Annotated in this window: 21 protein-coding genes and 3 pseudogenes; 17 read left to right on the plus strand and 7 right to left on the minus strand. The window is 67.8% G+C overall.

Annotated features, from left to right (window positions below; genetic code table 11):
* Positions 1-27: 27 nt before the first annotated feature.
* Positions 28-429: a hypothetical protein gene (locus C4B68_RS39840; RefSeq protein WP_143674613.1), complete on the minus strand. Its 402-nt coding sequence runs from the start codon at positions 427-429 to the stop codon at positions 28-30.
* A gap of 245 nt (positions 430-674) precedes the next feature.
* Here C4B68_RS39840 and C4B68_RS39845 point away from each other — a divergent pair, with 245 nt between their 5' ends.
* The 5 genes and pseudogenes from C4B68_RS39845 (at position 675) to C4B68_RS39865 (ending at position 5,858) form a co-directional block, all read left to right on the plus strand.
* The gene (locus C4B68_RS39845; RefSeq protein WP_099506789.1) at positions 675-1,016 is read left to right on the plus strand and encodes an RNA polymerase sigma factor; all 342 of its coding nucleotides are present in this window, start codon (positions 675-677) and stop codon (positions 1,014-1,016) included.
* Between the two features lie 151 nt (positions 1,017-1,167).
* Positions 1,168-1,269, plus strand: a pseudogene (locus C4B68_RS39850) (helix-turn-helix domain-containing protein); the annotation flags it as partial.
* Positions 1,270-1,933: 664 nt separating this feature from the next.
* Positions 1,934-3,694, plus strand: a complete 1,761-nt coding sequence (gene ltrA / locus C4B68_RS39855) for a group II intron reverse transcriptase/maturase (RefSeq protein WP_167459265.1) — start codon at positions 1,934-1,936, stop codon at positions 3,692-3,694.
* Positions 3,695-3,749: 55 nt separating this feature from the next.
* The gene (locus C4B68_RS39860) at positions 3,750-4,895 is read left to right on the plus strand and encodes an RNA-guided endonuclease InsQ/TnpB family protein (RefSeq protein ID WP_240634641.1); all 1,146 of its coding nucleotides are present in this window, start codon (positions 3,750-3,752) and stop codon (positions 4,893-4,895) included.
* A gap of 90 nt (positions 4,896-4,985) precedes the next feature.
* Complete coding sequence (locus tag C4B68_RS39865; protein ID WP_104880077.1) at positions 4,986-5,858, plus strand: IS5 family transposase; 873 nt, start codon at positions 4,986-4,988, stop codon at positions 5,856-5,858.
* Here C4B68_RS39865 and C4B68_RS39870 read toward each other — a convergent pair.
* On the minus strand, positions 5,815-6,363 hold the full coding sequence (locus C4B68_RS39870) for a hypothetical protein (RefSeq protein ID WP_099506796.1): 549 nt from the start codon (positions 6,361-6,363) through the stop codon (positions 5,815-5,817). The genes C4B68_RS39865 and C4B68_RS39870 overlap by 44 nt on opposite strands.
* 227 nt (positions 6,364-6,590) lie before the next feature.
* Here C4B68_RS39870 and C4B68_RS39875 point away from each other — a divergent pair, with 227 nt between their 5' ends.
* From C4B68_RS39875 to C4B68_RS39910, 7 genes and pseudogenes are all read left to right on the plus strand, one after another.
* Positions 6,591-6,845, plus strand: a complete 255-nt coding sequence (locus C4B68_RS39875; RefSeq protein WP_257217560.1) for an RNA polymerase sigma factor — start codon at positions 6,591-6,593, stop codon at positions 6,843-6,845.
* Positions 6,818-7,776: pseudogene (locus C4B68_RS44970) on the plus strand (IS630 family transposase); the annotation flags it as partial. The gene C4B68_RS39875 and the pseudogene C4B68_RS44970, both read left to right, overlap by 28 nt.
* Positions 7,762-8,772: a phosphotransferase family protein gene (locus C4B68_RS39890; protein WP_420824040.1), complete on the plus strand. Its 1,011-nt coding sequence runs from the start codon at positions 7,762-7,764 to the stop codon at positions 8,770-8,772. The pseudogene C4B68_RS44970 and the gene C4B68_RS39890, both read left to right, overlap by 15 nt.
* Before the next feature lie 185 nt (positions 8,773-8,957).
* Positions 8,958-9,689, plus strand: coding sequence for an RNA polymerase sigma factor (locus tag C4B68_RS39895; protein ID WP_099506799.1), 732 nt, complete (start codon positions 8,958-8,960; stop codon positions 9,687-9,689).
* A 273-nt stretch (positions 9,690-9,962) separates the two neighbouring features.
* Positions 9,963-10,079 (plus strand): annotated as a pseudogene (locus C4B68_RS39900) (isopenicillin N synthase family dioxygenase); the annotation flags it as partial.
* Between the two features lie 128 nt (positions 10,080-10,207).
* The gene (locus C4B68_RS39905; RefSeq protein WP_099506800.1) at positions 10,208-10,765 is read left to right on the plus strand and encodes a hypothetical protein; all 558 of its coding nucleotides are present in this window, start codon (positions 10,208-10,210) and stop codon (positions 10,763-10,765) included.
* Positions 10,762-11,787 carry a hypothetical protein gene (locus tag C4B68_RS39910; protein ID WP_099506801.1) on the plus strand — a complete coding sequence of 342 codons (1,026 nt, stop codon included), beginning with the start codon at positions 10,762-10,764 and terminating at the stop codon, positions 11,785-11,787. Before C4B68_RS39905 ends, C4B68_RS39910 begins: the two co-directional genes overlap by 4 nt.
* 269 nt (positions 11,788-12,056) lie before the next feature.
* Here the strand turns inward: C4B68_RS39910 and C4B68_RS39915 are convergent, their stop codons facing one another.
* Positions 12,057-13,454, minus strand: coding sequence for an IS1380 family transposase (locus tag C4B68_RS39915; protein ID WP_099506841.1), 1,398 nt, complete (start codon positions 13,452-13,454; stop codon positions 12,057-12,059).
* A 486-nt stretch (positions 13,455-13,940) separates the two neighbouring features.
* On the opposite strand from C4B68_RS39915, the gene C4B68_RS41535 reads away from it, so the two are divergent.
* The 3 genes from C4B68_RS41535 (at position 13,941) to C4B68_RS39925 (ending at position 16,099) form a co-directional block, all read left to right on the plus strand.
* A complete protein-coding gene (locus C4B68_RS41535; RefSeq protein ID WP_143674580.1) occupies positions 13,941-14,558 on the plus strand; it encodes a hypothetical protein in 618 nt (205 codons plus the stop codon).
* Between the two features lie 214 nt (positions 14,559-14,772).
* The gene (locus C4B68_RS39920) at positions 14,773-15,291 is read left to right on the plus strand and encodes an HhH-GDP family DNA glycosylase (protein WP_180289410.1); all 519 of its coding nucleotides are present in this window, start codon (positions 14,773-14,775) and stop codon (positions 15,289-15,291) included.
* A 70-nt stretch (positions 15,292-15,361) separates the two neighbouring features.
* Positions 15,362-16,099, plus strand: coding sequence for a TIGR02391 family protein (locus C4B68_RS39925; protein WP_143674578.1), 738 nt, complete (start codon positions 15,362-15,364; stop codon positions 16,097-16,099).
* Positions 16,100-16,204: 105 nt separating this feature from the next.
* Here the strand turns inward: C4B68_RS39925 and C4B68_RS39930 are convergent, their stop codons facing one another.
* The 3 genes from C4B68_RS39930 to C4B68_RS39940 form a co-directional block, all read right to left on the minus strand.
* The gene (locus C4B68_RS39930; RefSeq protein ID WP_167459267.1) at positions 16,205-17,182 is read right to left on the minus strand and encodes a TniB family NTP-binding protein; all 978 of its coding nucleotides are present in this window, start codon (positions 17,180-17,182) and stop codon (positions 16,205-16,207) included.
* 116 nt (positions 17,183-17,298) lie between these two features.
* Positions 17,299-19,545 (minus strand): Mu transposase C-terminal domain-containing protein, encoded by a 2,247-nt coding sequence (locus tag C4B68_RS39935; protein WP_240634643.1) that lies wholly within the window; start codon positions 19,543-19,545, stop codon positions 17,299-17,301.
* Positions 19,542-20,339 carry a TnsA-like heteromeric transposase endonuclease subunit gene (locus C4B68_RS39940; RefSeq protein ID WP_099506676.1) on the minus strand — a complete coding sequence of 266 codons (798 nt, stop codon included), beginning with the start codon at positions 20,337-20,339 and terminating at the stop codon, positions 19,542-19,544. The genes C4B68_RS39935 and C4B68_RS39940 overlap by 4 nt, the downstream gene beginning before the upstream one ends.
* A gap of 1,137 nt (positions 20,340-21,476) precedes the next feature.
* Between C4B68_RS39940 and C4B68_RS39945 the strand changes: the two genes are divergently transcribed.
* On the plus strand, positions 21,477-21,680 hold the full coding sequence (locus tag C4B68_RS39945) for a hypothetical protein (protein WP_099506670.1): 204 nt from the start codon (positions 21,477-21,479) through the stop codon (positions 21,678-21,680).
* A gap of 10 nt (positions 21,681-21,690) precedes the next feature.
* A complete protein-coding gene (locus C4B68_RS44975) occupies positions 21,691-22,398 on the plus strand; it encodes a helix-turn-helix domain-containing protein (protein WP_167459268.1) in 708 nt (235 codons plus the stop codon).
* Here C4B68_RS44975 and C4B68_RS44980 read toward each other — a convergent pair.
* Positions 22,395-23,204 carry a transposase gene (locus C4B68_RS44980; RefSeq protein ID WP_420824032.1) on the minus strand — a complete coding sequence of 270 codons (810 nt, stop codon included), beginning with the start codon at positions 23,202-23,204 and terminating at the stop codon, positions 22,395-22,397. The two genes, C4B68_RS44975 and C4B68_RS44980, sit on opposite strands and share 4 nt — an antisense overlap.
* Between the last annotated feature and the right edge of the window lie 430 nt (positions 23,205-23,634).

A 23,634-nucleotide genomic window follows, 5' to 3' on the forward strand; every position in this document is an offset into this window, starting at 1 on the left:
CCGACGCGCCACTGGCGATCGCGTAGGTCAGCCATTGCGGGTGCGCACCACACCGCGAACGATCATGAGACGGTGGGTGGACCAGGAACTGTGGCAGGTGTCGCACACCGTCTTGCGCCAGCCCATCGGGCTGTCGTTACGTGTGCGGATGCGGCCCGGCACACCGCAGAACTCGCAGGTGCGCATCGCCTCCGCCTGGGCGGAGGCGATCAGAGGGCGCAGCGTGTCGACGGCGCCTGCCGGATTCTCCACACGCAGGCGCAGGCCACCGAGCTTTTCCGTGAGATCAACGAGACGGTGGTCGGGGGCGATCGCATGGATGTGTTCGTGTAGACGCTCCAGCAACTGCCGCCAGCCAGGCCCTACCGCGTGAGCACGTGCGGGGATCTGTATCGGATGCGGACCGGGCGCCGCACTGGGATTGGACATACCGCCATCGTCGCGCTCACAACACGTGCGTGCACATCGTCTCGGCACCAGTGCAGCCCGCAACGACCCTGCTGCCACGAGCCTGGCGGACGTCCTCACACAGACGGCACCCGGTGGGCCCAGCCCAGGCTCGGTTCATCCTCGCCGCCCTGACCGCCCTGGTGGGCCTGCTGAACGGCAACTAGCCCGAGCATGACCCCGCGACTGCCTGCCCTCACCGCCACCATCCAGGAGGACATCGGACAGTGAAGCGTGACGCCGCCGAAGTCGCCCGTCTCCGTCGCCTCGACGAAGACGGGCCCCGCCCGCTCGACTTCGAGGAGTTCTACACCACCCACTTTCCGAACCTCGTCGCCCAGGCCTGCCTGTATGCCGATAACAGGGAGTTCGCCCACGACGCCGTCCAGGATGCGCTAATCGACGTGTATCGGCGCTGGAACGACATCGAGAACCCTGCCGCATACGCAGGAGTTGCTGTCCGCCGCAGCATCTGGACCTACCACCGAGGCCAGCAAGTTGCACCGCTGACCGCGATCGCGCCGGATGCCGTTCCCCTCGCCCGGGACTCCAGCGGCCGGGTCATCTGATTCCTCCGTGGATACTCCGCCTTTCAGGGCGGAGAGGAAACGGACTCCTGCGGAGCAGGACAGGGAAAGCCGATTCGCCGCATGGGCGGGTCGGCGCCCAACAACCAGCTGCCTGCGGGGAGTTACGAGATGGTTTGCTAGTTTGTGAGCTGTGACCACTCACGTGAAGCGGGCGTATCGGTACCGCTTCTATCCGAGCGATGCGCAGGCGGCTGAGCTGTCGCGCACGTTCGGGTGTGTGCGGAAGGTCTACGTGCGACGCGAATAGTCGCACTCCGTCAGTGAGGTTCCCGCCGTGAGGATGGAGCCTCCCGGACTGTGACCTAGGTCCGGTCGGCAGCTGCGGGTGCGTCCTGGGCAACCGGGGGGGTGCTGAGCCGCAGCGAGAAGCCCAAGGAACGGGCAGATCCACTGCCCAACACAGGCAAGCCGAAGATGGGACGGGTGAACGAGAGTGAACCCTCGTGGTAAAAGGTCGTAATTCGCACCTCGCGACAGTGGATAGGCAACCGGCGGGGGATAAACCCAGGGTCTGAGAAGGCCCATGTGGCTCCCGGCAGGTAGACACCGGGAAGCAGGTCACCACAGGTTCGGCCAATAGAGGGCACCCACCCCCATCGCATCTGTGGGGTGTGAAACGCGGAAACCCCGTAAGGGTCCGGGAATGGTCTCCCGGTAAGCCGAAGGCAACAGAGGCCCAACCCCCCCGCGGGAACAGGATGTTCCAAGAAGCGAAGGCCGCCAGGGCGAAAGCCCAGGGGAAACGGTAGGGCACCGGGACTCACCCCGCTACCGATAACCCGGCGGATACCAGACCGGTGTCTGGCCCGAAAGGGTGCTGACGTGGAACAGGTGGGCCATGTAAGGAAGAAGGCCAACGCCTCAACCGTGGCGCAAGTTGGACAGGGAGGGAACCGATGACCGTCACGGCCGAGGCGCCCTCTGTGAACGGATCCACGGACATGCTCGACGATGCCGAGTTCTGGTCGTCCATCGACTGGAAGTCGGAAGAGAGACATGTAAGGCGCCTGCGTCAACGGATCTACAAGGCCAGCAGGGAAGGCGACCTGAAGAAAGTTCGGAACCTTCAAAAGTTGATGCTGCGCTCTCGTTCGAACGCATTGACCAGCATCAAACGGGTCACGCAAGTAAGTACCGGCAAGAAGACGGCAGGCGTCGACGGGAAGGTTGCACTCACACCGTCGGATCGGGGCGAGATGGCGCGGCGGATACTCGCGGCACCGCTCATTCCCGCTAGGCCTGTCAAGCGTGTGTACATCCCGAAAGCCAATGGGAAGATGCGCCCGCTCGGAATTCCCGTCATGGAGGACCGCGCACACCAGGCACGGTTCAAGAATGCTCTTGAACCGGAATGGGAAGCAAAGTTCGAGGGACGGAGCTACGGATTTCGGCCGGGTCGATCCACGCATGACGCGATCGAAACCATCTTCATTCAGACGGCGAGAAGGGATTCGAAGAGAGTCTGGGTCCTTGACGCAGACCTCTCCTCGGCCTTCGACCGCATCAGCCATGAGCACCTCATGACCTCCATCGGCCAGTTTCCAGGGCGACGGCAGATCCAGAGGTGGCTCAAGGCCGGTGTCATGGAAGGACGCACGTTCGCGCGCACAGTGGAAGGAACCCCGCAAGGGGGCGTTATCTCCCCGCTGTTGCTGAATGTCGCCCTTCACGGGATGGGGGATGCCATCGGCGCCAACAAGCCGACAAAGCACCAAGGCGCAAAGGTGGCTCCTGCACTGGTGAGGTACGCCGATGACTTCGTGGTGATGTGTACCTCGAAGGAGGAAGCGTGGTCCTACCGCGAAAAGTTGGCGGTATGGCTGAAGCCAAGAGGTCTGGCCTTCAACGGCGAGAAGACCCGAGTCGTTCACATTGACAAGGGATTCGACTTTCTGGGTTTCAACGTCCGTCGCTACAACGGTAAGACACTCATCAAGCCGAGCAAGGAAGCCGTCAAGCGCGCGAAGGAACGGATCAGGACCGAGGTACGGAACCTTAAGGGCGCACCAGCTGCAAGAGTGGTGTCTGCTCTCAACCCGTACGCCAGGGGCTGGTCGACCTACTATCGCCATGCGGTTTCCTCGGCAGCGTTCGCGGAACTCGACTACTTCACGTTCTGGACTCTCTACCGGTGGGCCTACAGGTCTCATCCTGCTAAGCCGACCGGTTGGGTCAAGAAACGGTACTGGGGAAAGTTCGAGTCTTCTAGAGGCGACAACTGGGTATTCGGCTCTCCGGAGCACTACCTGCGCAAGTTCGCCTGGACGAAGATCGAACGACACGTGTTGGTCGCCGGAGGAAACTCTCCAGACGACCCCGCGTTGGTCGAGTATTGGAACAAGCGCCGCCGGAAACGGATGCCTGCGACGGAGTCCAAATGGATTCTGACTCTGGCATCCCGACAAAAGGGGCTCTGCGTCAGGTGTGGGCAAGACCTGATCGAAGGGGCCGGTTACGACCCCGATGACGTGAACGACTGGGCCAAGTGGTTCTCTGCGAACATGCGCGGCCTGCACGTTCACCACAAGGTCTACCGCAGTCACGGTGGCAGTAATGACCGGGACAACCTGGAAGTGATCCACACGCAATGTCACCGACAGCTCCATGCTGCTGATATCCGGAATGGCTTGCGCCCTGCGAGCCGTGGGCCTGCTTGAGCCGTATGCGCTGAAAGGCGCACGTACGGTTCTGAGGGGGGCGGAGCATGGCAACATGCTCCGCCTACCCGACAACCTGGCGCTGGCCGCCCGCACGGAGGCATGGACGCGGCGGCAGGAGCGGGTCAATTACAACGCGACGTCGGCGATGCTGACGGTGTGGAAGAAGACCGAGGAGCTGGCCTACCTGTCCGAGGTCTCTTCCGTGCCGTTGCAGCAGTGCCTGCGGCACCTGCAAGGGGCGTTCGTCAACTTCTGGCAGAAGCGAGGCAAGTACCCGCGCTTCAAGTCCAGGAAGAAGTCCCGCCGCTCGGCCGAGTACACCTCGTCGGCGTTCCGGTACCGCAACGGCGTTCTGACGCTGGCGAAGATGACGGACCCGCTGGAGATCGTGTGGTCCCGTCCTCTGCCCGAGGGGTCGGTGCCGACGACGGTGACCGTCTCGCAGGATCCGGCGGGACGCTGGTTCGTCTCGATGCTGTGTGAGGACGCGTCCGTGAAGCCGCTCCCGGTCACGGATGCGGTGGTCGGGGTCGATGCGGGGATCACCAGCCTGGTGACGCTGTCCACCGGGGAGAAGGTCACCAACCCGAAGTTCGAGCGCAGGGACCGGGTCCGCCTGGCGAAGGTTCAGCGAGAGTTGTCCCGCAAGCCCACCGGCGACGGTGCGAACCGGGCCAAGGCGCGCCGCAAGGTTGCCAGGATCCATGCCCGGATCGCTGACCGGCGCCGGGACCACCTGCACAAGCTGACCACTCGGCTCGTTCGTGAAAATCAAACGATCGTGATCGAGGACCTGACGGTCCGCACTATGGTCAAGAACCACTCGCTGGCCCGCGCCATCAGTGACGCGAGCTGGACCATGATGCGCTCCATGCTGGAGTACAAAGCAGCCTGGTACGGAAGAAACCTGGTCGCCGTCGACCGCTGGTTCCCCTCCTCCAAGCTGTGTTCCGCCTGCGGCACCCTCGCCAAGAAGATGCCGCTCAACGTCCGCACCTGGACGTGCGAGGGCTGCGGGACGGCTCATGACCGGGACGTGAATGCGGCCATCAACCTCAAGGCCGCCGGGCTGGCGGCTTCTGTCTGTGGAGCCGGTGTAAGTAGCTGTTGTCGTACCGATCTTGGGGTTTGTCGATCGCACGGGAGTCCCGATTGGGTGGTCGCGGGGTGCTCGGCGCATACGAGCAGGGCCTCCTGAACAGCTCGTTGGTGTCGAATCACCGAGCAACATCAGGAGGCCCTGGTGCCGCAGTGTTCCGTGTCGACGGGCGGGCAGTCCAGTTCAGTCATGCTGGAGTGTGACTGTCTGGCTCACCGGTTCGGAAACGCCGCCGACAACGGGGTGCGGCAGCCGCGTTATCCGACGGACATGACGGACGCGGAGTGGGCGGCCATCCGGCCGTTGCTGCCGGTGCCTGGCTGGATGCGCGGACGGGGAGGGCAGCCGGAGGCGTACTGCCACCGGGCGATACTCGATGCGATCCGCTACCTGGTCGACAATGGCATCAAGTGGCGGGCGATGCCGGCCGACTTCCCGCCGTGGGACCGGGTGTATGCGTTCTTCCGCCGCTGGCGCGACCACGGCATGGTCAAGGAGTTCCACGACCGGCTGCGCGCCAAGGTCCGCGAGAAGTTGGGCCGCGACGCGGAGCCGACGGCCGGTGTGATCGACTCGCAGTCGGTCAAGGCGGACGCCGTCGTCGGCTCTGACAGCCGCGGGTTCGACGGCGGCAAGTTGATCAACGGGCGCAAGCGGCACGTCGTGGTCGACACGCTCGGCCTGCTGCTGGGGGTGATGGTCACCGCTGCGGACACCGGCGACCGCGCCGCCGCCCGGGTCCTGCTGCACCAAGTCGCGGACGCGCACCATCGGTTGGCCCTGGTCTGGGCTGATGGCGGCTACACCGGCAGCCTCGTCGAGTACTGCCTGGCCACGCTCGCGCTGGTCCTGGCGATCGTCAGACGCAGCGACGACCAGAAGGGGTTCGTGGTGCTGCCCAAGCGGTGGATCGTCGAGCGGTTCTTCGCCCACCTGATGCGCACCCGCCGCCTGGCACGCGACTACGAACGCCGCACCACCAGCGCCGAAGCGATGGTCTACTGGTCGATGATCCTGCTCATGACGCGCCGCCTGGCCCGGCCACACCCTGCGCGAGGGTGAACCGGCCCGGCGCGGGCTCGGCCAGCCAGCCGCGCGCGACCAGGCGTTTCGCCTTCGACCGCAGTGCCTCCACCCGCGCCGGCACCACGTCCATCCCGAACGAGACGGCCATCTCCTGGCAGGTCAGCGGCCCTTGATGGAGCCGGAGACGGTCCGCGAGCGCCTGCAGAATGCGCTGGTAATCCACCGACAGCACCGACCAGGCCAGCCCCTCACGCCACACCGGCACCTGCGACTTCGACTTCGCCGCGGTCGGCGCTGACGATGTCTCCTCGGCCTGCCCCATGGCGGGCGCTGTCCCAACGGCCTGGGCGTGGCCTTGCCCGGGCTCGTCCACCGGGGCCAGCACCTCGCCGACCCGTGAGCGGGCGATGGCCCACTCCCGCCATTCCCGCTCGGCCACGGCCAGTTCGGCCTGGATGCGGTCGGCCTCCTCCCTCAGCCCATCCACGCGACGGCGGGCGGCGACCTCGCGCTGTTCCAGCAACCCCACGACCGACGGCATCCACGACCTCCACCGAAGCGACGACACGCCACCACTCCCACGGGAACGCCCGCCCTATGCCCGACCAGCGAAAACGCCGACCTCAGGTTCGGTACGACAACAGCTACTAAGACCTCAACGGAGCACTCCGGGCGGGCAGTCGGCGACGAAGCAGAAAACCTCACAGCGCAAGCCGTGAGAATCTCCCTCGTTCACGAGGGGGAGAAGTCAACGACTACGTCACCCTCATCACGCATCTCAAGCGCCTGCCCGACATGCAACGAACCGTCACCACGCTGCACTACTTCGAGGGCTGGAAGATCAGCGACATCGCGGGCAGCCTGGGGATCGCCGAGAGCACCGTACGCGCGCACCTGGTGCACGCCCGACGCCGGCTTACTGACTTCGGCGTCTTGGGGTTTGGATCTGTGTCGGGACCGGTGACGCGATCTGTCCGGGCTGGTACGCCGGAGGCATGCGGTATCCAGATGGGGGCGGGCTGACCGCCCAGCAGCGCAAGCGCCGGGAAGACGTACGGATGCGGGCCGCTGACCTCTTCCAGGAGGGCGTAAAAGTCCCGTGCGTCGCACGGGAGTTACGGGTGAGTGAGAAGTCGGTCTACCAGTGGCGCCGCTCCTGGAAGGCTGGCGGCCGTAAGGCGCTGCGTTCCCGGGGCCCATCCGGCTCCGACTGTCGTCTCGGCCCGCACCTGCAGGCCAAGCTCGCCGGCTGGCTGGACGAGGGGCCAGCCGCCCAAGGCTGGGCGGACGACCAGGTATGGACAGCCGCCCGGGTGCGCACGCTGATCGGCCGGAAGTTCCACCTCTCCTACAGCGTCTCCGCCGTCACCCGGCTGCTGCACCGCATGGGCTACAGCGTGCAGATGCCCGCCCGGCCCGCAGTTGAACGCGATGAGGACGCAATCACCGCATGGCGGGAGGTGACCTGGCAGGAGGTAAAACCTCCCGGGCGGCGACTGGCGCCTTCATCTGCTTCGAGGACGAAACGGGTGTGACCGGCCGTCCGCCCAAGGGCCGCACCTGGGGCAGGCGCGGCATCACCCCGACCGTGAAGGTGCCCGGCCGCAGCCGGGGCCGACTGTCGGCGGCCGGGCTGCTTTGCTTCAAACCGGGCCTGCCCGCCCGTCTGTGCTACCGGCTGCGCTGGCACACAGGCCACAAGGGCGAGCGCCGCTCTCTCGGCGAGAGCGACTACATCCGCCTGCTGGACGGCGCCCACCATCTACTGAAGGCCCCGCTGATCGTAGTGTGGGACCGGCTGAGCACCCACCTGTCCAAGACGATGAAGGCTCTGGTGGCCGAGCGAGAGTGGCTAACGGTGGTCCTGCTGCCCGGGTACGCGCCCGAACTGAATCCGGTGGAGGGCTTGTGGGCGCATATCAAGCGGAGCCTGGCCAACCTGGCCGCCCGCACGCAGGAGGCAGTAATGGAGGTGCACGGGACACGTCGGACAGGATGTACTGCAGCCATGGCGGAATACCTTCAACGGCACAGTGACGACTGGCTGGCCTACTTTGCCGCGCGGGGCCACCGCGCCCCGCAACCGCTGGCCGCGGGCGTCGAAGGCGCGGTCTACCGGCTCGGCGAGGGCTTGGTCGCCAAGGTGTGGAGCGGGCGGCCGCCGGCCGGTTTCGGCCTGATTCGTGAGGTCTACCAGGGCATCGCCGCACACCCGCTGCCTTTTGCCACTCCGCAGATCCTGGCCACCGAGGAGCGTGACGGCGTGCTTGTCACCTACGAGCGCGAGCTGCCCGGGTCGCCGCTACGAGGCGGCGCCGGGAACACGCCTCCGGCCCGGGACCTGCCCGCGCGCGAGACCGATGCCCTGCTCACTGTGCTGCGCGGCCTGGCGTCTGTACCGGGATCACCCGCGATGCGGCGGCTGGCCGTCCAGGGCGACGACCGCCCGCTGTGGGACGGTCACACCCGCTTCCCCGACGCGCTCGCCGCTCTGGCCGAGCGTGGCGCCCGCCGACACTGGAACGTGCTCGCCGCGGCGGTGCCCCGGTTGTCCTGGGCGGTCGAGTGGACCACCGAATCGTTGCGAGCCCTGCCGACGACCCCCGTCACCGCCATCCACGGCGATCTGGTCCCGCCCAACATCCACGTCGACGACGCCGCAGTCCCGGTGGCGGTCTTGGACTTCGGCTTCTTCACCACAGCCGGTGACCCTGCGTTCGAGGCGGCAGTGACGGCGGCGATCTGGGACATGTACGGACCCGACGCGGAGCACCACATGGCCGAGCTGACCAACCTTTTCTCGTCAGCGCTTGGGTACGACGCAAAAGTGCTCGCGCTGTACCAGGCGGCATACGCCCTGACCACCTACGACCTGTTCAGCCCGGACGGCAGCGACGGCCACTTCCAGTGGTGCGCGGCGCTGCTGAACCGCCACACGGTTACCGGCTAGAGCACCCGGCCGATCGATCACGACGGGTCCTGCGCCTCAACAGACTGGACTGACCCCGAAACGCCGGAGTCAGTAAGGGACTCCTCACGCCCCAGCCGGACTCCGCCACAGCCGCGCACGCTCGTCGCCCGACCGGCGAACGCCGTACACCGGCAGCCGAGACCGTTCCTGCGCCGCAGCCAGCCGTGATCACCACACCCGTCGAACGAGCACAGTCCGGCGACCGGGAGGCCTTCGCCAGCCTCTACGACGAACACGCCGACACCGTCTACCGCTACCTCTACCTGCGTGTTGGCCAGAAGGACACCGCCGAGGAGCTCACCGCACAGACCTTCCTGAACGCCTTGCGTAACATCCATCAGTTCACTTGGCAGCACCGGGACTTCAGCGCCTGGCTGATGACCATCGCCCGTGGACTTGTGACCGACCAACGCAAGGACAGCCGCTTCCGGCTCCAGGTCACGGCCGATGACATACTTGACACCAGCCCCTCACTGAGCCCTTCAGAGCCCTGCTCCGGCCATCGCGCCGTGCTTCTCCAGGCCATTGCTCAATTGGGCGCATCGCAGCAGGGGTGCCTGACCCTGTGCTTTCTCGCTGGTCTGTCCGTGGGAGAGACCGTCCGCGTCATGGGCAAGACTGAAGGCGCCGTCAAGACGCTGCAGCGCCGGGCTCTGCGCATGCTGCGTCGAACACTCACCCGGGTGTCGGACAGGCCGCCACGTGTGGCGACAGATGGCGCCGCACGAGAGGTATCTCCATGTGCAGCACCACCCGCCACGACACCTGCCGATGGAACCGATCTCTCGCGTGTCTTGCACGATGTGGGCGCTCACTGTACCGAGGCCACCCAGCCCACGGCGCATGCCCACAGGCGAATGCGGGCCAAAGCGGGGGTATGCCAGGCAGTCATCTGACGAGCATCCGGCCTGCGCAGCCAGCCCGGGCGTCCGCCTCCTCAGGGAGGATCCCGCCGCGCCGCCTTGTCAGCCGGGCGGACCGGTCTGCGCCACAGTCGAGTGCCGCGACGGCGCGGGCCGCCGCGACACGTTCAGCCTGTACCCGGTCAGCGAGTCGCTGTCGCTGCCCACCTCCGCCAGCGCGGCCGGCCGCGACCGGCGCGCCGCTGTACGACCGGGCCCGATCTGCCGACGCCCCCGCCGAGGACCGAGGTCCGTGGTCTCTTCAACGAGTCCCCGGGCACTCTGGTGGAATCGGTCCCGGCACCGATCGGCAAGGTGGCGTACGAGCCGGTCGATACCCACGCGTACCTGCGCCAGATGCTGAACTCCATCACCGTCGGCTGAGCGATTGCCTGTACGCAGGGTTCCCGTGTATGCCATTCTCCGGATGCCGCGCATTTTCGGGGGATCGGTGATGTGATATGTGGACATCAACAAGCGCTGCCCGCCTGGCCGTTGTCCTTCTCCTCTGCGTGCCGACAGCACTGGCCTGTGGGGACACGGGGGACGATGCGGGCGGCAGTGCTGACAGCGGAACCAGCGGCGGCGGGATGCCGGCCCCCGGAAGCGGCGGGGGCGGTGGGAGTGGGGACGGAGGCGGCGCAGATGGTGGCGGAGGCGCCAAACCAGGGCCGCTGAAGATCCCGGAGTGGGGCAAGAATGGTTTCCTGTTCGACGACAGCACCGATGCGGGCAAGGACAACTGGGCTGAGATCAAGGACCTGTTCATCACGGAGTGCAAAGACGGCACCCTCTGCGTGAATCTCGTGCGCGTCTACCGCACGGAGGAGGGCCAACCCAGCAACGGCCCGTGCGGCTACGACCACGTGGAGCCCGCGGCGGACACCTGGGTCAAGCGGCAGAGGACCGTGTATGTGGTCGGCGTCTGCGCCTCGGAGACCGGCGGGCCAGGCGAGACCGGAGAGTCCGGCGCGACTGGTGAGACGGGCGCGACTGGTGAGACGGGCGAGTCGGGCGGCTCACCGGACGATGAGCCCTCGCCTTCCATCGAGACCGTCCCCACCACATGAACGAAGGCGCCGGCGGCCTCGGGCGGCTCGGAACGATCGTCGGTGCGATCGCCGCGCCGACGAGCCTGGTCACCGCGCTGCTCTACTACTTCGGCTACTACCACGCGTACTGGTTCTTCGCGTACTTCAGAGTGAACTCCACCGTCCTCGGCTTCGGCACGGCGGACTATCTGATGCGCAGTCTGGACGCCCTGTGGGTGCCGATGACGGTGACTGCGACTGTCGGCCTGCTTGCGTTCTGGGGGCACGATCTGTTGCGGCACAGACTCGCAACGGGTGTGCGGCCACCTGTTCTGCGCTACGTGATATCGACCGTGGCGGGTCTCGGATTCCTGTTGGCTCTCGGGGGACTTTGGTCGACGTTCACGAGGACCTTCCTCAACCGCGTCCTCGCGTTGGCCCCGCTGAGCCTGTCCGTCGGAGTGTCACTCTTGGCGTACGCCCTGCACCTCAGACGTACGGTCGCGACGAACGCGACCGCATCCGACGACCACGCGGATAGTCAGAGCAACGCGGTCGGCCAGAACGACGACTCCGCCGCGCCCTCCAACACCGACAGCACCCCGAACAGCGGCACCTCCAACACCGCCCCGCCCCGGCCCGCCACACGGCCCGAATGGGCCGCCCTCGCCGAATGGGCGGTCGTCTTCGTACTCGTGGGGCTCGGACTTGTCTGGGCCGCCAATGACTACGCCGCCTCAGTGGGCGTGACTCGGGCACAGCGTTTCGTGGCTGGCCTCTCGGACTACCCGTCCGCCGTGCTCTACAGCGAGCGCAGCCTCAGCATCAGCGCTCCCGGCGTACGCGAGACCCGCTGCGGTAAAGGCAAAGCCGCCTACGGTTACCGCTACGACGGACTCGCGCTCATCCTGCAGTCCGGCAATCAGTACGTCCTCCTGCCCTACCGATGGACACGGGCCGATGGAGTCGCTCTGGTCATCCCCCGCAACGACTCGGTACGCCTGGAGTTCGGACCGCCGCCGAGTTCACTTTCCGGGGCGGCGCAACACCCCGCCTGCTGAGGTACGCCGGGGGTAGTCGGCGCGTTGAACCTCCCTTCTGAATTCACCACGGGCGAAGTGTTGAGACCCAGTGTTGGAGGCCCGCACCTGATGGGTGTGGGCCTCTTAGCCTCGATCCACCGACGCGCTCTGAAGATGATCTCTTGGTCGTTTTGTGGGCTGGTTTCGGTCGGTGGTCGTGGATGGGCAGGTTGTAGCTGCTGGTCTGCCCAGCTTTTCCACGGGTTCGGTTCCGGTCGGGCCCTGGCGGGCGGGGTGGTCAGGGGGGATCAGGCCGGTGCGGGTGGGTCGTGGACAGTGTCGAAGAGGTGTGTCCAGGCGTGCTGCCAGGGCCAGTTGTGTGGCAGGTGCAGGGTGATGCGTCGTGCGGAGCGGGCGATCCGGGCCGGGACCTGAACCAGGTGGCTGCGGAGGGTGGCGGTGGTGGCCTTGGTATGGAAGGGCGAGGTCAGTGCACCGGTGGCCCGCAGCAGGTTGTAGGTCATCGCCCACAGGGTCAGCCAGGCGGCGTTGGCGTGGAAGTGCCCGGAGGGCAGGTGGGTCAGGGCGCCGGCTTTGGTGTCGGCGATGACCTGCTCGACCACCGCGTGGTGCCGGTGTTCCCGCTCGGCTTGCAGGGTTGCGGCGGGCTGGTCGGTGAAGAAGGGGTGGTAGCGCCAGACGGGAAACAGCTCGCCCTGTTCACCCATGACGGCGGGTTTGGCCAGGTCACGGACGCGGCGCACGATCAGCCGGGCGGTGACCCGCTCGCTCCTTTTGCGGCTCGCGAAGGCGCTGTATTGGGGTATCTCGGCGACTTCGGCGTCCGAGATGAGTTCACCGGTCTCGGGGTCGGGCACCGCGGTCGGGTAACTGATGTGTTGCCAGGCGTCGTCGGGAATGCTGTGGACGGCTCGTTTGATGGAGGGGTTCATGCCGGTGGTGATCGAGAAGTGGGCTCCGGCCCGGTGGCAGGCGGCGATCACCCCGGCGTTGTAGAACTGCGAGTCGGCCCGCAGAATGCGCATGCCGGTGCAGCCGGCCTCGACGGCGGTGGCCAGGGCCTCGCTCACGAATTTCGGGGCGCCCCGGGAGTCGGCTGCTTTGCCGCGTCGCATCCGGACCCCGGCGATCACCGGCCGCGCGTGCGGGGTGCAGATCGTGGCGAGGAGAGGGTGCAGGGTGCGGATGCCTTTGAACCGGCCGTACTCGGCGCCCTGCTTGGTCCGGCCGTAGACGCGTTTGTGGGTGGAGTCGACATCGATGAACGCCATCGCGTCGGCGCCGGGCAGCAGTGGAGTGTGCGCGGCCAGCGCGGCCAGGAATCTGCGGTGGACGGCGTGGAGTTGGAGGGCGTGACCGTGGGTGAACGCGCGAAGGAAGGTGCCCAGCGTGGACGGGGCGCGGATACCCGCGAACACGGCCGGCATCGCACCGTGCCGCAGGATGTGAAGGTCGTCGATGCTGTCCGCGCCCGCAGCCATGCCGCCCACGATGCTGGTGACCTTGGCTTCCGCCGCAGCCCCCGCACCGTTCCTGGCTCCGGTCAGCTTCACCTTCGCAGCCACCAGTCGCGGCAGGCCGCACCGCTCGGCCAGCCGCATCACCGGGACCAGCCCGGCATGTGCGATCAGATTCGGGTCATCGAACACAGCGGAGACCGCTGCTGGAGTGTGGGAAACTTGCATCTACGAGGTGCCTTGCTGATTGTGCGTGCTGGAAGCGTCAGAACTCCCATCATCGCAGGTCAGCAGGCACCTCTTCTTGATTACTCATCCACAGGACGCGAGTCACTCGGTGGATCGAGGCTTAGAGGACGTTGCGCGCTGGCGTACGCGAGTGGTTGAGCAGTTCGTTGATGAGGTGCTCCGTCTCCCTTTCCAGTGAGCAGTCCAAAGCCCGGTTGACCTGTTGCACGCGGGTGATGGCTGTGACGGAGCAGTGATCTTCAGGGGGCGTGGCTGTTCTGGTCTGGTGTCCCGTTTTCCAGTTGGGATTTTGAGGTGGGGGAGCGGTCCCTGTCGGGTGTAAGTGGGTTGGCCTGCTGGGGTGTTCGGTTTGGGTGTTCGGGTGGTTGGCCTGGGGTCTTGTAGTTGGGTGGGAATGATCTTGAGTTTCCTGTGGGTGTAGTGGTGCGCCTGATGGCTGCTACTCCAGCTGGGTTACAGTCCCGCATGGGCATTGCAGACACATCCATCGCGGCCCTTGCAGCCGCGTTCAGCGGGCTCGCTGCGTTCGGTGCTTGGCAGGCCTCACGTCAGGCAAACGACACCGCGGCATCCGTTGCTCAGATCGAGAGGGACCGCTGGCACAACGCTCTGACTCCGCAGCTCCGGCTGAAACTGGAGCAGTCGGATGGGCTGCTCTACGTCCGCTTTGATGGGCCGGCCCAACTGGGCCGACTCAGCGTACGACTCACCATCCGTGACGACTTCGACCGTTCCCGGGTGCTCAGCCTTGCCGGCGGTCCGACGCCTGACGAGATCGCAGGGATCATCTGGGGTCCCTACCGGTTCCGGCCCGGCATCGACGGTGCTGACCGACTCGGTCGGAGTAACGCACCATTCCCACTGGAAGCAGGCGACCGCACCAGGCTGGCCCTTGACCCTTCTGCAAAGCCGACTTGGTACGAAGGCGCTGATGGTGAAGAACGTTGGCGGCAGCAGTACCAGGACGCGACGATCAGGCTGTGGGCCGACTGCGAAGCTGAGGGGCACAAGCCTTGGCGACTGAGCTTCGGGGTCACTCCGGACGGCCGTTGGGCGCAGACAGGCCGCACCGTCGGCAGCTGAGGCTGTATGCGCGACGCTGACCGCTGGCGGCGGCAGACGGATCGTCCGCCACTGTGTCAGCTGCGCCTTCCAATGTTCGGTCTCGGCACGCGCGGTGGACCAGGGCACGATCATTGGGTGCATGTCCACTCCTAGACCTGCTTAGCTGCTCGCGGACTACGTTCGGTCTGTCCTCGGTGACGGCCCATTCCACTCGCCCGGTGGCTGGACGCACATGGGCGCTGTCATCTGCGATGCCAGCTTCCATGCGCGGCGGCCGTACCGATCGACTATCCGGCCGCGGCTTCTCCGGCTGCAGTCGGTGTGGCCTGATGCCGTCACAGTCCGCGGCTTTCAGGCACGGATCGCTGCGGAAGACCTTGCCGCCGCCATGGACTTCAACGCCCCGAGCAGGGTCGCGACGGCCCACGCCATCACCGAATTGCTGGTCGCCCGAGGTGTTGATACCCGGGACGACCTCCATGTGTGGCTCGACCACCAGGACAATCGCGCCGCTCTGCGCGCGGTGAAAGGGGTGGGGCCGAAGAGCGTCGACTACATCGGCAACCTCGTCGGTCGGTCGCAGGTTGCAGTGGACGTACACCTGCGTGACTTCGCGGTGGATGCCGGTGTCGCGGGTCTGCGGTACGAGGAGCTGCGGGCCGCGTACGAAGAGGCTGCCGCTGTTCTCGGGCACGAACCCGGCGGACTGGAGCACGCCGTATGGCGGTTCAAGTCGCAGGCTGGCACGTAGACCCTGCGGAGGGCACGCTGCGGTTCTGCGGACAGGGGCGTTGTCGGTGGCGTGGGGCAGCATCTGGTTCATGACGCAGATGAACAAGGACTGGGCCATCGCAAAGCTGAAGGCTTTCCTCGTCACTGCCCGGGTGACGTACGTGCCGGACGCCCCGAACACCGTTGGTTTTTGGGGCTACAAGTTCGATCAGCCCAAGGCGGAGGTGCAGGCTGCGGCGCAGATTGTGGAGCAGATTTTGGACCGTGTGCTGCCTGTCTGGCGAACCGCGGAGTGGGAGGAGGCCGCGAGGCAGCCGATGTGGCGCCATCGTGAGGCGGCGCACCGTGCGATCGCCCTGCTGGAGGCGGAGCAGGAGCTGCAGGAGAACCTTGGCAGTGGTGCGCCCCAGCTCGATGCGTCCACGCTGCATCCATGGGTCTGGGGCAGCGTGCAGGGCTTGTGGGGCAGCGGCCACTTCCGTGAAGCGGTCGGAGCTGCTGCGAGGGCGGTGAACGCCCAGGCTCAGGCGAAGCTCGAGCGCAGGGATGCTTCGGAAGCCAAGCTCCTGTCCGACGCCTTCTCTACCAACGCACCCGTTGCGGGGCACCCTCGTCTGCGCCTGAGTGCGAACGACGGAGGCGATACGTTCCGCAACCGTCACGACGGTGCCGGGAACTACGCGCGGGGCGTGTATGCGGCCATCCGGAACCCCATCGCCCACGAAGAGGACGAGGAACTTCAAGAGAACGAGGCCCTGGAGCAGCTCGCCGCTTTCAGCATCTTGGCGAGGTGGATAGACACCGCCACGGTCGAAAAGGCCGGTTGACAGCCGGGCCGTCCACCCCGGAGGGACCCCCGCCGGGGTGAGGCGCCCCCGGCCGGCCGTCCCATCTGCGACCACGCTGCGCGAGGGTTGCGGCATGGGCCTGGTTCACGGGGTGCTGCTGTTCCCGCCCTTACGGGGGCGGTGGTGTTGTTCGGCGAGGTGGTCCAGGCGGATGGCGTCGAGGGTGGTTTTGGTGATGCGTTCGGTGCCGTCGCTGATGGCGGTGATGGCGGCCTGGCGGATGAGGCGGGCGAGGCTGCCGATGCGTCCGGCGGTGCGCTCGTGGAGGTAGGGGGCCAGGTGGGGGAGGGTGCCGGGTTTGTGGTGGCGTAGGTCGAGTGCGTTTTCCATGGCGGTGATGAGGTCGCGGAAGGGCTCTGCCTCGCCGAGGCGGGCGGGGAAGGCGGCGCAGTCGATGAGGGAGGCGCGGCCGGCGAGTTGGGCGCCGCGGACGCCGGTGAACAGGGGTGTGGTGGTGACGTCGATGCCGGCGTAGATGAAGGTGGCGCCGATGCGTTCGGTGAGGTCTTTGATCCAGTCGGCGGTCTGGGCGCCGGTGGTGGTGCGGGGGTTGAGGCGGTGGATTTCGTCGATCATGACCAGTTCGACGTGGGCGGCTGTGTAGGTGTGGCAGACGGCGCTGGTGATCTGGGCCTGGGACATGCGGGTGGTGGCGGGGATGCCGAGGTAGCGGGCGAATTCGAGGGCGAGGGTTTTGGCGGTGGCGGCGGGCGGGACCAGGACGTAGGCGACGGGGACGTGTCCGGCTGTGGCTGTGGGGCCGTGGCGTCGGGTGTGGGCGAGGTGGCAGACGCGGCCGACCTGCAGCAGGGCGGTGGTTTTCCCGGCGCCGGCGGGGCCGGTGACGATGAGGGAGGGCCGTGCGGTGACGGTCTGGTGGCGGCCGAGGATCATCAGGGTGCGCACGTTCTTGGCGAGGGTGTCGATGGCCGGTGTGCGTACGGTGACGAACCGCGAGTGGTAGGCGAGGCGTTCGGCGAGGCTGCGGGGCGGCGCTCCGGGCGGGGGAGGGGCCGCTGCGGGTGTGGTGGCGAAGGCATGGAAGCCGTCCCAGGTGGTCACCGACTGGTCCTGCGCGCGAGGGGCCTCGGCGTCCGTAGGTGCCGCGACACCAGGCAGCCGGTCGGTCGTTGGCGGGTGTCGGCCGGACGGCGCATCTTTTGTGCCTGGTGGGGTGTTCACCATTGCTCGGCCTCCGCTTCGGCGTCCCACAGCCCGTATCCGTCTACCCCCGCCGGCCTCATGTCCGTACCGTCCTGTTTGTGTGTGCCGGTGCCGGTGCCGGTGCCGGTGCCGGTCGCCGGGTCGGCGCCGATGGGATCGTCCAGGCTCTCGCTCCAGTCCAGGCCCGGCGTCGGGCCGCCGTGCGCACTGTGCGTTCCGCTGTCTGCCTGGGTGACCGGCGCATGGCCGGCGGTCTCTACGGCCGGGTCGGCGGTCTGTGTATCGCGTGCTCCTTGCTGACCTGGCAGGTCGGGCAGTGTGGACAGCTGTGCTGCGCTGCTGGTGGGGCGGGTTTTCCTGCGACGGCTGCTGTGGTCCGTTTCTGCGGGGCCGCGGGTGCGGCGCAGGAGCTGGTCGAGTGCGTCGGCGAGGTCGGCTTCGTGCTGGTCGCGGCCTGCGCGTTGTTCGACTTCGCTCTGGACGTGGCGCCAGGTCTGCTCGTCGAAGGGCTGGTGGACGTGGTCGCGGTGGATCCAGGGGATTGCGTGGAGCTGTCCGTCGGTGAGGCGGATCCAGATCTGGCGGGCGTCGTGCGGATTGTGGTGGATTTCCCACTTGCCGTCCTTGCCGGCGTGGGGCGAGCGCCGGCCGCGGTAGGGGTTGAGGACGGGGTGGTTGTAGGTGCGGTGGTTCAGACGGATACCGCGGTCGGTGATGGGCTGCCAGCGCACGGGCAGCAGTTCGAGGTAGTCGGCCCCCGTCAGCGGCACGGGGACGTATCCGCTGAGGGTGATCAGCGCGGCCCACATCTGGTTCGGTGTGAGGGCGGTCTTGGGCAGGACGGGGTGGCGCAGTCCGTCGTGGGGCCGGTTCTGCCACCCGCAGGTGATCCATTCGTCGAGGAGGTCCTGCAACTGCGGGACCGTCCACCGTGCCTCGGCGGCCACGTCAGGGCCGCGTCTGAGGGGGCTGGAGCCGGTGTGGCCGGCGACGTGCTGGCAGAACAGGTCGTTGATCGCGCCGAAGGTCCGTTCCACCACGGCCTTGGCCTGCGGGCGTCGGGGTGGGGCGGGCTGCACGCTCACTCCGAGCATCTCGCAGGCGGCGACGAAGCAGGCGGAGAGGTAGATCTTGCCGCGGTCGACGACGATCGTCTCGGGCACGATGACCGGGCGGGCGGCCGCGCCCTCCAGCCGTTCGTCCAGCGACAGCATCCGCTCGTAGGGCACCTCGGCCCGCGACAGATGCAGCGACTGAGGCCAGGTGGGCCGTGCTGGGTGGGGGACGGCCATCTCGGCCAGGAGCAGGGCGGCGTCGACGGCTTTGGTGCTGTGCGGGCGCAGCACGGCGGCGAGGATGGAGCGGGTGGCGACGTCGACGGCGATGGTCAGCTCCGGCCGCCCGAGGGTGCCGTCCTCGAGGACGGCCATGATGTCCAGGCGGGTGGTGTCGATCTGCACCTGTTCCCCGGGCCGTAGCACCAGCGGCGCTGAGGGCATGCGGGCGGGTGCGGTGGCCGTGTGCGCCGCCCGGCCGGGCAGCTCGGCCGGGTCGGCGAGGGCGTTGACCAGCCGGTAGAACGACGACGGCGGCGGCAGCGCCACCGCTTGCGGCCCGTGCAGGTCGTCGAGGATCTGCCCGGTCAGCACCCGCAGTCCCTTCACGGTGCCTCTCGACCGGCCGCGCTGACGCCGCAAGGCCTCCAGTACCGCGGCCACGACCCGTTCGTCGGCGCGGCCGGCCGGGCGGGCGGAGCGGACGGTGCGTTTGTCGACCAGCCCCCACAGGCCCTGCCGGCGGTAGGCGAGCCGCATCCGCTCCACCGTCGTGCGGGTCACCCGGGCAAAGCCCAGCAACGTCAGTTCCCTGGCCTTGGCAGCGTCCCGCTCGGCCAGCGTCCACCGCTTCGGGTCGTACTGCGGCCTCATCGTCTGGCCGGCGCGGCTTCCTGGCGGATGCGGCCACCCGGTCTCCACCTCCCGGATGTGGGGCAGCCACGCCAAAGCCCGCTGCTGGGCGGCCGCCGGCACGGTCTCGAACAACCCCCACTGCGGGACCGCTTGCGGCGCCCGCGCGCCCACTACCTCGAAGCCGGGATCGGCGAACAAATGACCCATCAGCAGGGTCTTCTCGGCACCGTTCTCCTGCACCAGACAGAGCTGCTGGCCCTGCAGAGCGGCCACCTGCCAGGTCTCTCCCCGGTGGACAACATGTGCTCCGACCGCCACCACCGGCCGCCACCGCTCTTGCTGCCCTGTCACCGGGCTCCTCCCTCACCGCGCCCACCCGCGCCCGCCGCCAGGGCAGAGGCATGCCTGCCGCTGCCGCTGGCGGCGCAGGTGCGGAGCACCGTCTGCTGGCCGAGCGGTTCATCGAGCGACGCCACCAACTGCCCGGCCCACAGGGCGTGGTACAGGGCCGGTAAGACCTGCAGCGGATCGCCCGCCAACGCCACCCCGTCCCCGAGCGGCCGCGGCACCGCGAACACGGCGGCCAGCGCGGACCGCAGCCAGGACGGTCCCTGGTGGCGAGGATGCCGGTAGCCGGCCAGCCACCGCAGATTCGCCGTCCTCACCGCCCCCGGCGGCTCCAGACTCCGGTAGACCCAGCCCACCCGCGCGCACGCCGCCTCCAGCACCATCCGAGCGCGCTGCGTCAGCTCGCTGCCCGCGGTGGGGCTGGAGGGACAGTCGGCCAGCAGGCCGGTGCCGTCCGCGTAGCGGGCGAACAGCTGCGGAACCCACGCACGTACGCCCCCACCGGCTGGATCCCGCCACAGGAACCGTGCAGGTCGTGCGGACAGGCCGGTCACCTCGGGGTCGCGGTCCAGCACCATCAACTGGGTGCGCATTGCGACGGATCCGTGCACCACGTGCCGACCGGTGGTGGCCGACCACCACCATCCGGGCGCACGGCGGCCCCCAGGCGCCACCGGGAAAGCCGATACCGGGGACAGCTCCTCAAAACGCACCGAGCCGGCTGCCAGGTCCCAGGGCAGCTGAGTGAAGCGGCCCCACTCCTCGGTGAAAGCCACTTCCACAGCCAGGCCGTGCATCCCGTGCACCTCGCCGGCACGGCCTAAGGCACGGTCTGCGCCTTCATCTCGTGTCACCTCGCCACTCAAGTCGGGGCCGACTCCACGACGCACACGGATCTGCCCGCTCCCACCCGAACGAGCGGTTCTCAGCTGAACAGCCGGACCGGCCCGCTCACCAGTGCTTTCCAGCACAACTTGGTGGCGCAGGTACGGCAGCGCCCGCCGCCGGAGGAGTCCTTGCAGGGCCACGACGCGCCGAGGCCATGGTGCGGCGTAGCCGGGCTGACGGCAGTCGGCCAGTACCTGACGGCACCTGCGAATGAAGCGGGCCGGGGCGCTGCCCCCGGCAATCACGCCGGGATAGCCTGCCGGGCAACTGCGGCCCTGAGACGGACACAGATACAGGTGAAGCCGATGTCCCGTCCATACGGGCACGGGAATCGGCTTCACCTGGGCAGGTGCGCCAACACCTGCCCGTTCCCTGCTGCAGTGGTTGGAGCCAGTAGCAATCAGGGCGGGCGGGCCGTTTCGCGGCTGCCCGTGATGAGAAGTCTCCCTCTCCAGGGAGGCAAAGGAGAAACCCGGATGGCGTGATCCTGAATCAACGCAGGCCAGCGCCCTGCCCCTGGTGGACGCCACCATGCGAAGCTGTCACCCGAAATACCTCCACGAATCCGCCCCGAACGACTACGGAACCCGCCCTGACCTGCGCCGTTTCCTCGATTGTCGGCCCGGAACGCATTGTCAGCAGCACGTGGTAGGCCCGCTCGCAGCGCCGTGACCTGCGCGACTTCTGCCTGCCCGGGCCCGTCCGGGCCGTCCTGGCGGGTCTCGAACCGCCGTGGGTGACGTCCTCTTCGACAAAAAGGACTCGTTGGCGCGTTGATGAGGCAATTGACTGATGCCCCCTCAGGAGTGGCGTAGGGGCTGGGAAACTGGCGGCAGTAGCAGCCCATTTGCGCGCAGGGAGCGCCAACTCCCCTTGACCGCACCGGTGGGCCCCGGTTGGAGCCATAGAGCACCGTCCGGCGATCGGCTGGTCGCCGGACGGTAGTCAGGAGATTGTTCATGGGCAGCAAGCCCCCGGCTGCGTCGCGTACCGCGACACCTTCTTCAACATCGCCACAGAACACCGTCCCGTCCGTTCGGCTAGGCATGCCGCACGCGTTCGTGATCGTGGCCTTCGTCGTCACCGCGGCCTGCCTGGCACCCGACGCGCACAACGTCCAGGACGTTTTGAGGCTGCTGGCGGGAGCCGGAGGCATCGGCGCCGCGGTCGTCGTCCTGGCCGTCATGCCGAGCCGCGGCGGCGGTCGGCTCAGCCGCATCGTGCGCGCCTACTTCAATGCCGGGAACTGAGGTGGTGGTGATGGGACGCCGCGAGAACCCTGTCGACCGCACCGTGCCCGCCCGGGCGACGCTCGCCGACTTCCTGCGCGCACGCCGGCATCAGGCGCAGATGACCTACCAGCAGATGGCTCGACGCAGCACATCAGTGTCTGCCGCGACGTTCGAGCGTGCCGCATCCGGCGCTGTCGTGCCCTCCTGGGAGACGGTCGAGGATTCATCCTCGCGAACATCAGCGACCGGGACTTCTACCTCGATATCTCATCGACGAGGCCCGCCAACTGTGGATCAGGGCCCGCCGGGCCACGCGCGCCCCGTACTACGTTCGCACGGCACCCGATCCCACGCTGCTGGCCCCCCAGCCGACTTCCTGCGCGCCCTGCGCCGGCAGCACGTGTGGGCCGGTTACCCCTCGCCGGCGAGATGGAGCGCGCCTGCGGGCCCGGCCGGCTGCCCGCGACCACCGCGCGCCGCATCATCGCCGGCGACGTTCTGCCGTAGACCCCCAGCAGGCCGTCGCCTTCCTGAGAGCCTGCCATGTGGTCAAAGCGGTCGATCTGGAGCGGTGGCTGGCTGCCGCGGTCCGGATTCTCAGGACGTCCCGTCCCGGCCAGGAACCTCGACAAGTGGATCCAGGCCCACGAGCATTGGTCCAAAGGCCCGGACCGAAACCGTGGCCGCTTCGGTCAGCCGACTACCCGCGCCCCACGAGGGGAGGGCGGCCGCTTAGCCGGACGCCACAGCACCCACCGACACACGAGAGAGCCGGATGCGCGCTGCCTGTCCCGCTGCAGCGCCCCTCCTCAGCCACCATGCGGAGCGGACACGAGCCAGGCGGCCAGAGGCCGCTGCCAGCGAGTGTCGGGTTCGGGCAGGCGGCACGGCAGATGCGCTCAAGGGTGCCGTCCTCGCGCCAGCGGCCGAAACGCTGCTGGCAGGTCCAAGCGGACCCCAGAGCCTGGGCAGACGCCTCCACGTCGTCTTCGTGCAGGCGATATGGACGATGGCTTCCAGGATCTGTCGCTCGCAGCGTCGGCGGCCACCGCTATGCGACAGCGGAGGAAGAAGAGCGGACACGGCCCGCCAGGCGGCGTCGCTGATCCGCGGCTGCCACACCGGCGCCTCACCGGCCAGCGGCAACAACTGCTCGACCATGCTCCGCTGGCCGGGCTGCAACAGCGGCCGCCGCGCCAACTGCTCCCGCAGCCACACAGCGGTGTACTCAGTTCGGGAGCATCGGGCCACCACCCGTCCCCTTGGGGAGCCCGGTGAGGTGATCCGGGCAGCCCACCAGGTGCGCTGCCAAACACCGGCCAGGACGGGTTCCACCCGGCATCGATGGCGTCCAGCTGCCGTCCCAGGCGGGTGGGACGGCCGGCGCTGCGCTGGCGGCAGCGCGCCTCGTTCAGCCAGGCCCCAGAGCGAAACCGTCGACGCAGGTCGGCTTGGAGACGGCGAGGTGGCCGTGCCGGGCAGCGAAGGCGCCCGCAACCTCCAGGCCGTCTGCAGCGGCGCGACGGCGACCGGGCCACGCATGAAACGCCGCACCTCCGCTGGGTGTGGCCGAGCTCACCGAGCAGACCGCTGCTCTCGCGCAGGTGCCCGTACTGGCTGATCTGCAGGCGCAGCCACCGCTCCAGCACGTCGGCAGCCCTGCGAGGTTGCTCCCGCCATCGACCGGCCCGTGCTGATCAACGAAGGCCCGGGCTCGATACCAGGCGCGCTGCCAGTCGACGGGCCAGGGCGGATTCCACCACCTGTCCAGCTCACGCAGCTGCGCTGCCTGCTCCACGGTCAACGCCGCGGCTTCCGCTCGCCGGTTGGCCACCCACCGCCCCAGATCGAACCCCTCCCGTACACGCCGAACCGGTGTGCGCGAGGGCCAGATGCCCGACCTCGCGCACGTGACGGCGAGCATGCTCGAGCCCTTCAGCGAACTGCTGAGCACGCCGCTGCTGCAAGTTGC

Source organism: Streptomyces dengpaensis (assembly GCF_002946835.1).
Taxonomy (GTDB): Bacteria; Actinomycetota; Actinomycetes; order Streptomycetales; family Streptomycetaceae; genus Streptomyces; species Streptomyces dengpaensis.

Bases quoted from the DNA above. Each gene is read 5' to 3' on its own strand.
- C4B68_RS39840 (WP_143674613.1), bottom strand. From the start codon at position 429: ATGTCCAATCCCAGTGCGGCGCCCGGTCCGCATCCGATACAGATCCCC.
- ltrA (WP_167459265.1), top strand. From the start codon at position 1,934: ATGACCGTCACGGCCGAGGCGCCCTCTGTGAACGGATCCACGGACATG.
- C4B68_RS39860 (WP_240634641.1), top strand. From the start codon at position 3,750: ATGCTCCGCCTACCCGACAACCTGGCGCTGGCCGCCCGCACGGAGGCA.
- C4B68_RS39865 (WP_104880077.1), top strand. From the start codon at position 4,986: ATGCTGGAGTGTGACTGTCTGGCTCACCGGTTCGGAAACGCCGCCGAC.
- C4B68_RS39870 (WP_099506796.1), bottom strand. From the start codon at position 6,363: ATGCCGTCGGTCGTGGGGTTGCTGGAACAGCGCGAGGTCGCCGCCCGC.
- C4B68_RS39910 (WP_099506801.1), top strand. From the start codon at position 10,762: ATGAACGAAGGCGCCGGCGGCCTCGGGCGGCTCGGAACGATCGTCGGT.
- C4B68_RS39915 (WP_099506841.1), bottom strand. From the start codon at position 13,454: ATGCAAGTTTCCCACACTCCAGCAGCGGTCTCCGCTGTGTTCGATGAC.
- C4B68_RS41535 (WP_143674580.1), top strand. From the start codon at position 13,941: ATGGGCATTGCAGACACATCCATCGCGGCCCTTGCAGCCGCGTTCAGC.
- C4B68_RS39920 (WP_180289410.1), top strand. From the start codon at position 14,773: ATGGGCGCTGTCATCTGCGATGCCAGCTTCCATGCGCGGCGGCCGTAC.
- C4B68_RS39925 (WP_143674578.1), top strand. From the start codon at position 15,362: ATGACGCAGATGAACAAGGACTGGGCCATCGCAAAGCTGAAGGCTTTC.
- C4B68_RS39940 (WP_099506676.1), bottom strand. From the start codon at position 20,339: ATGCACGGCCTGGCTGTGGAAGTGGCTTTCACCGAGGAGTGGGGCCGC.
- C4B68_RS39945 (WP_099506670.1), top strand. From the start codon at position 21,477: ATGCCGCACGCGTTCGTGATCGTGGCCTTCGTCGTCACCGCGGCCTGC.
- C4B68_RS44975 (WP_167459268.1), top strand. From the start codon at position 21,691: ATGGGACGCCGCGAGAACCCTGTCGACCGCACCGTGCCCGCCCGGGCG.
- C4B68_RS44980 (WP_420824032.1), bottom strand. From the start codon at position 23,204: ATGCGTGGCCCGGTCGCCGTCGCGCCGCTGCAGACGGCCTGGAGGTTG.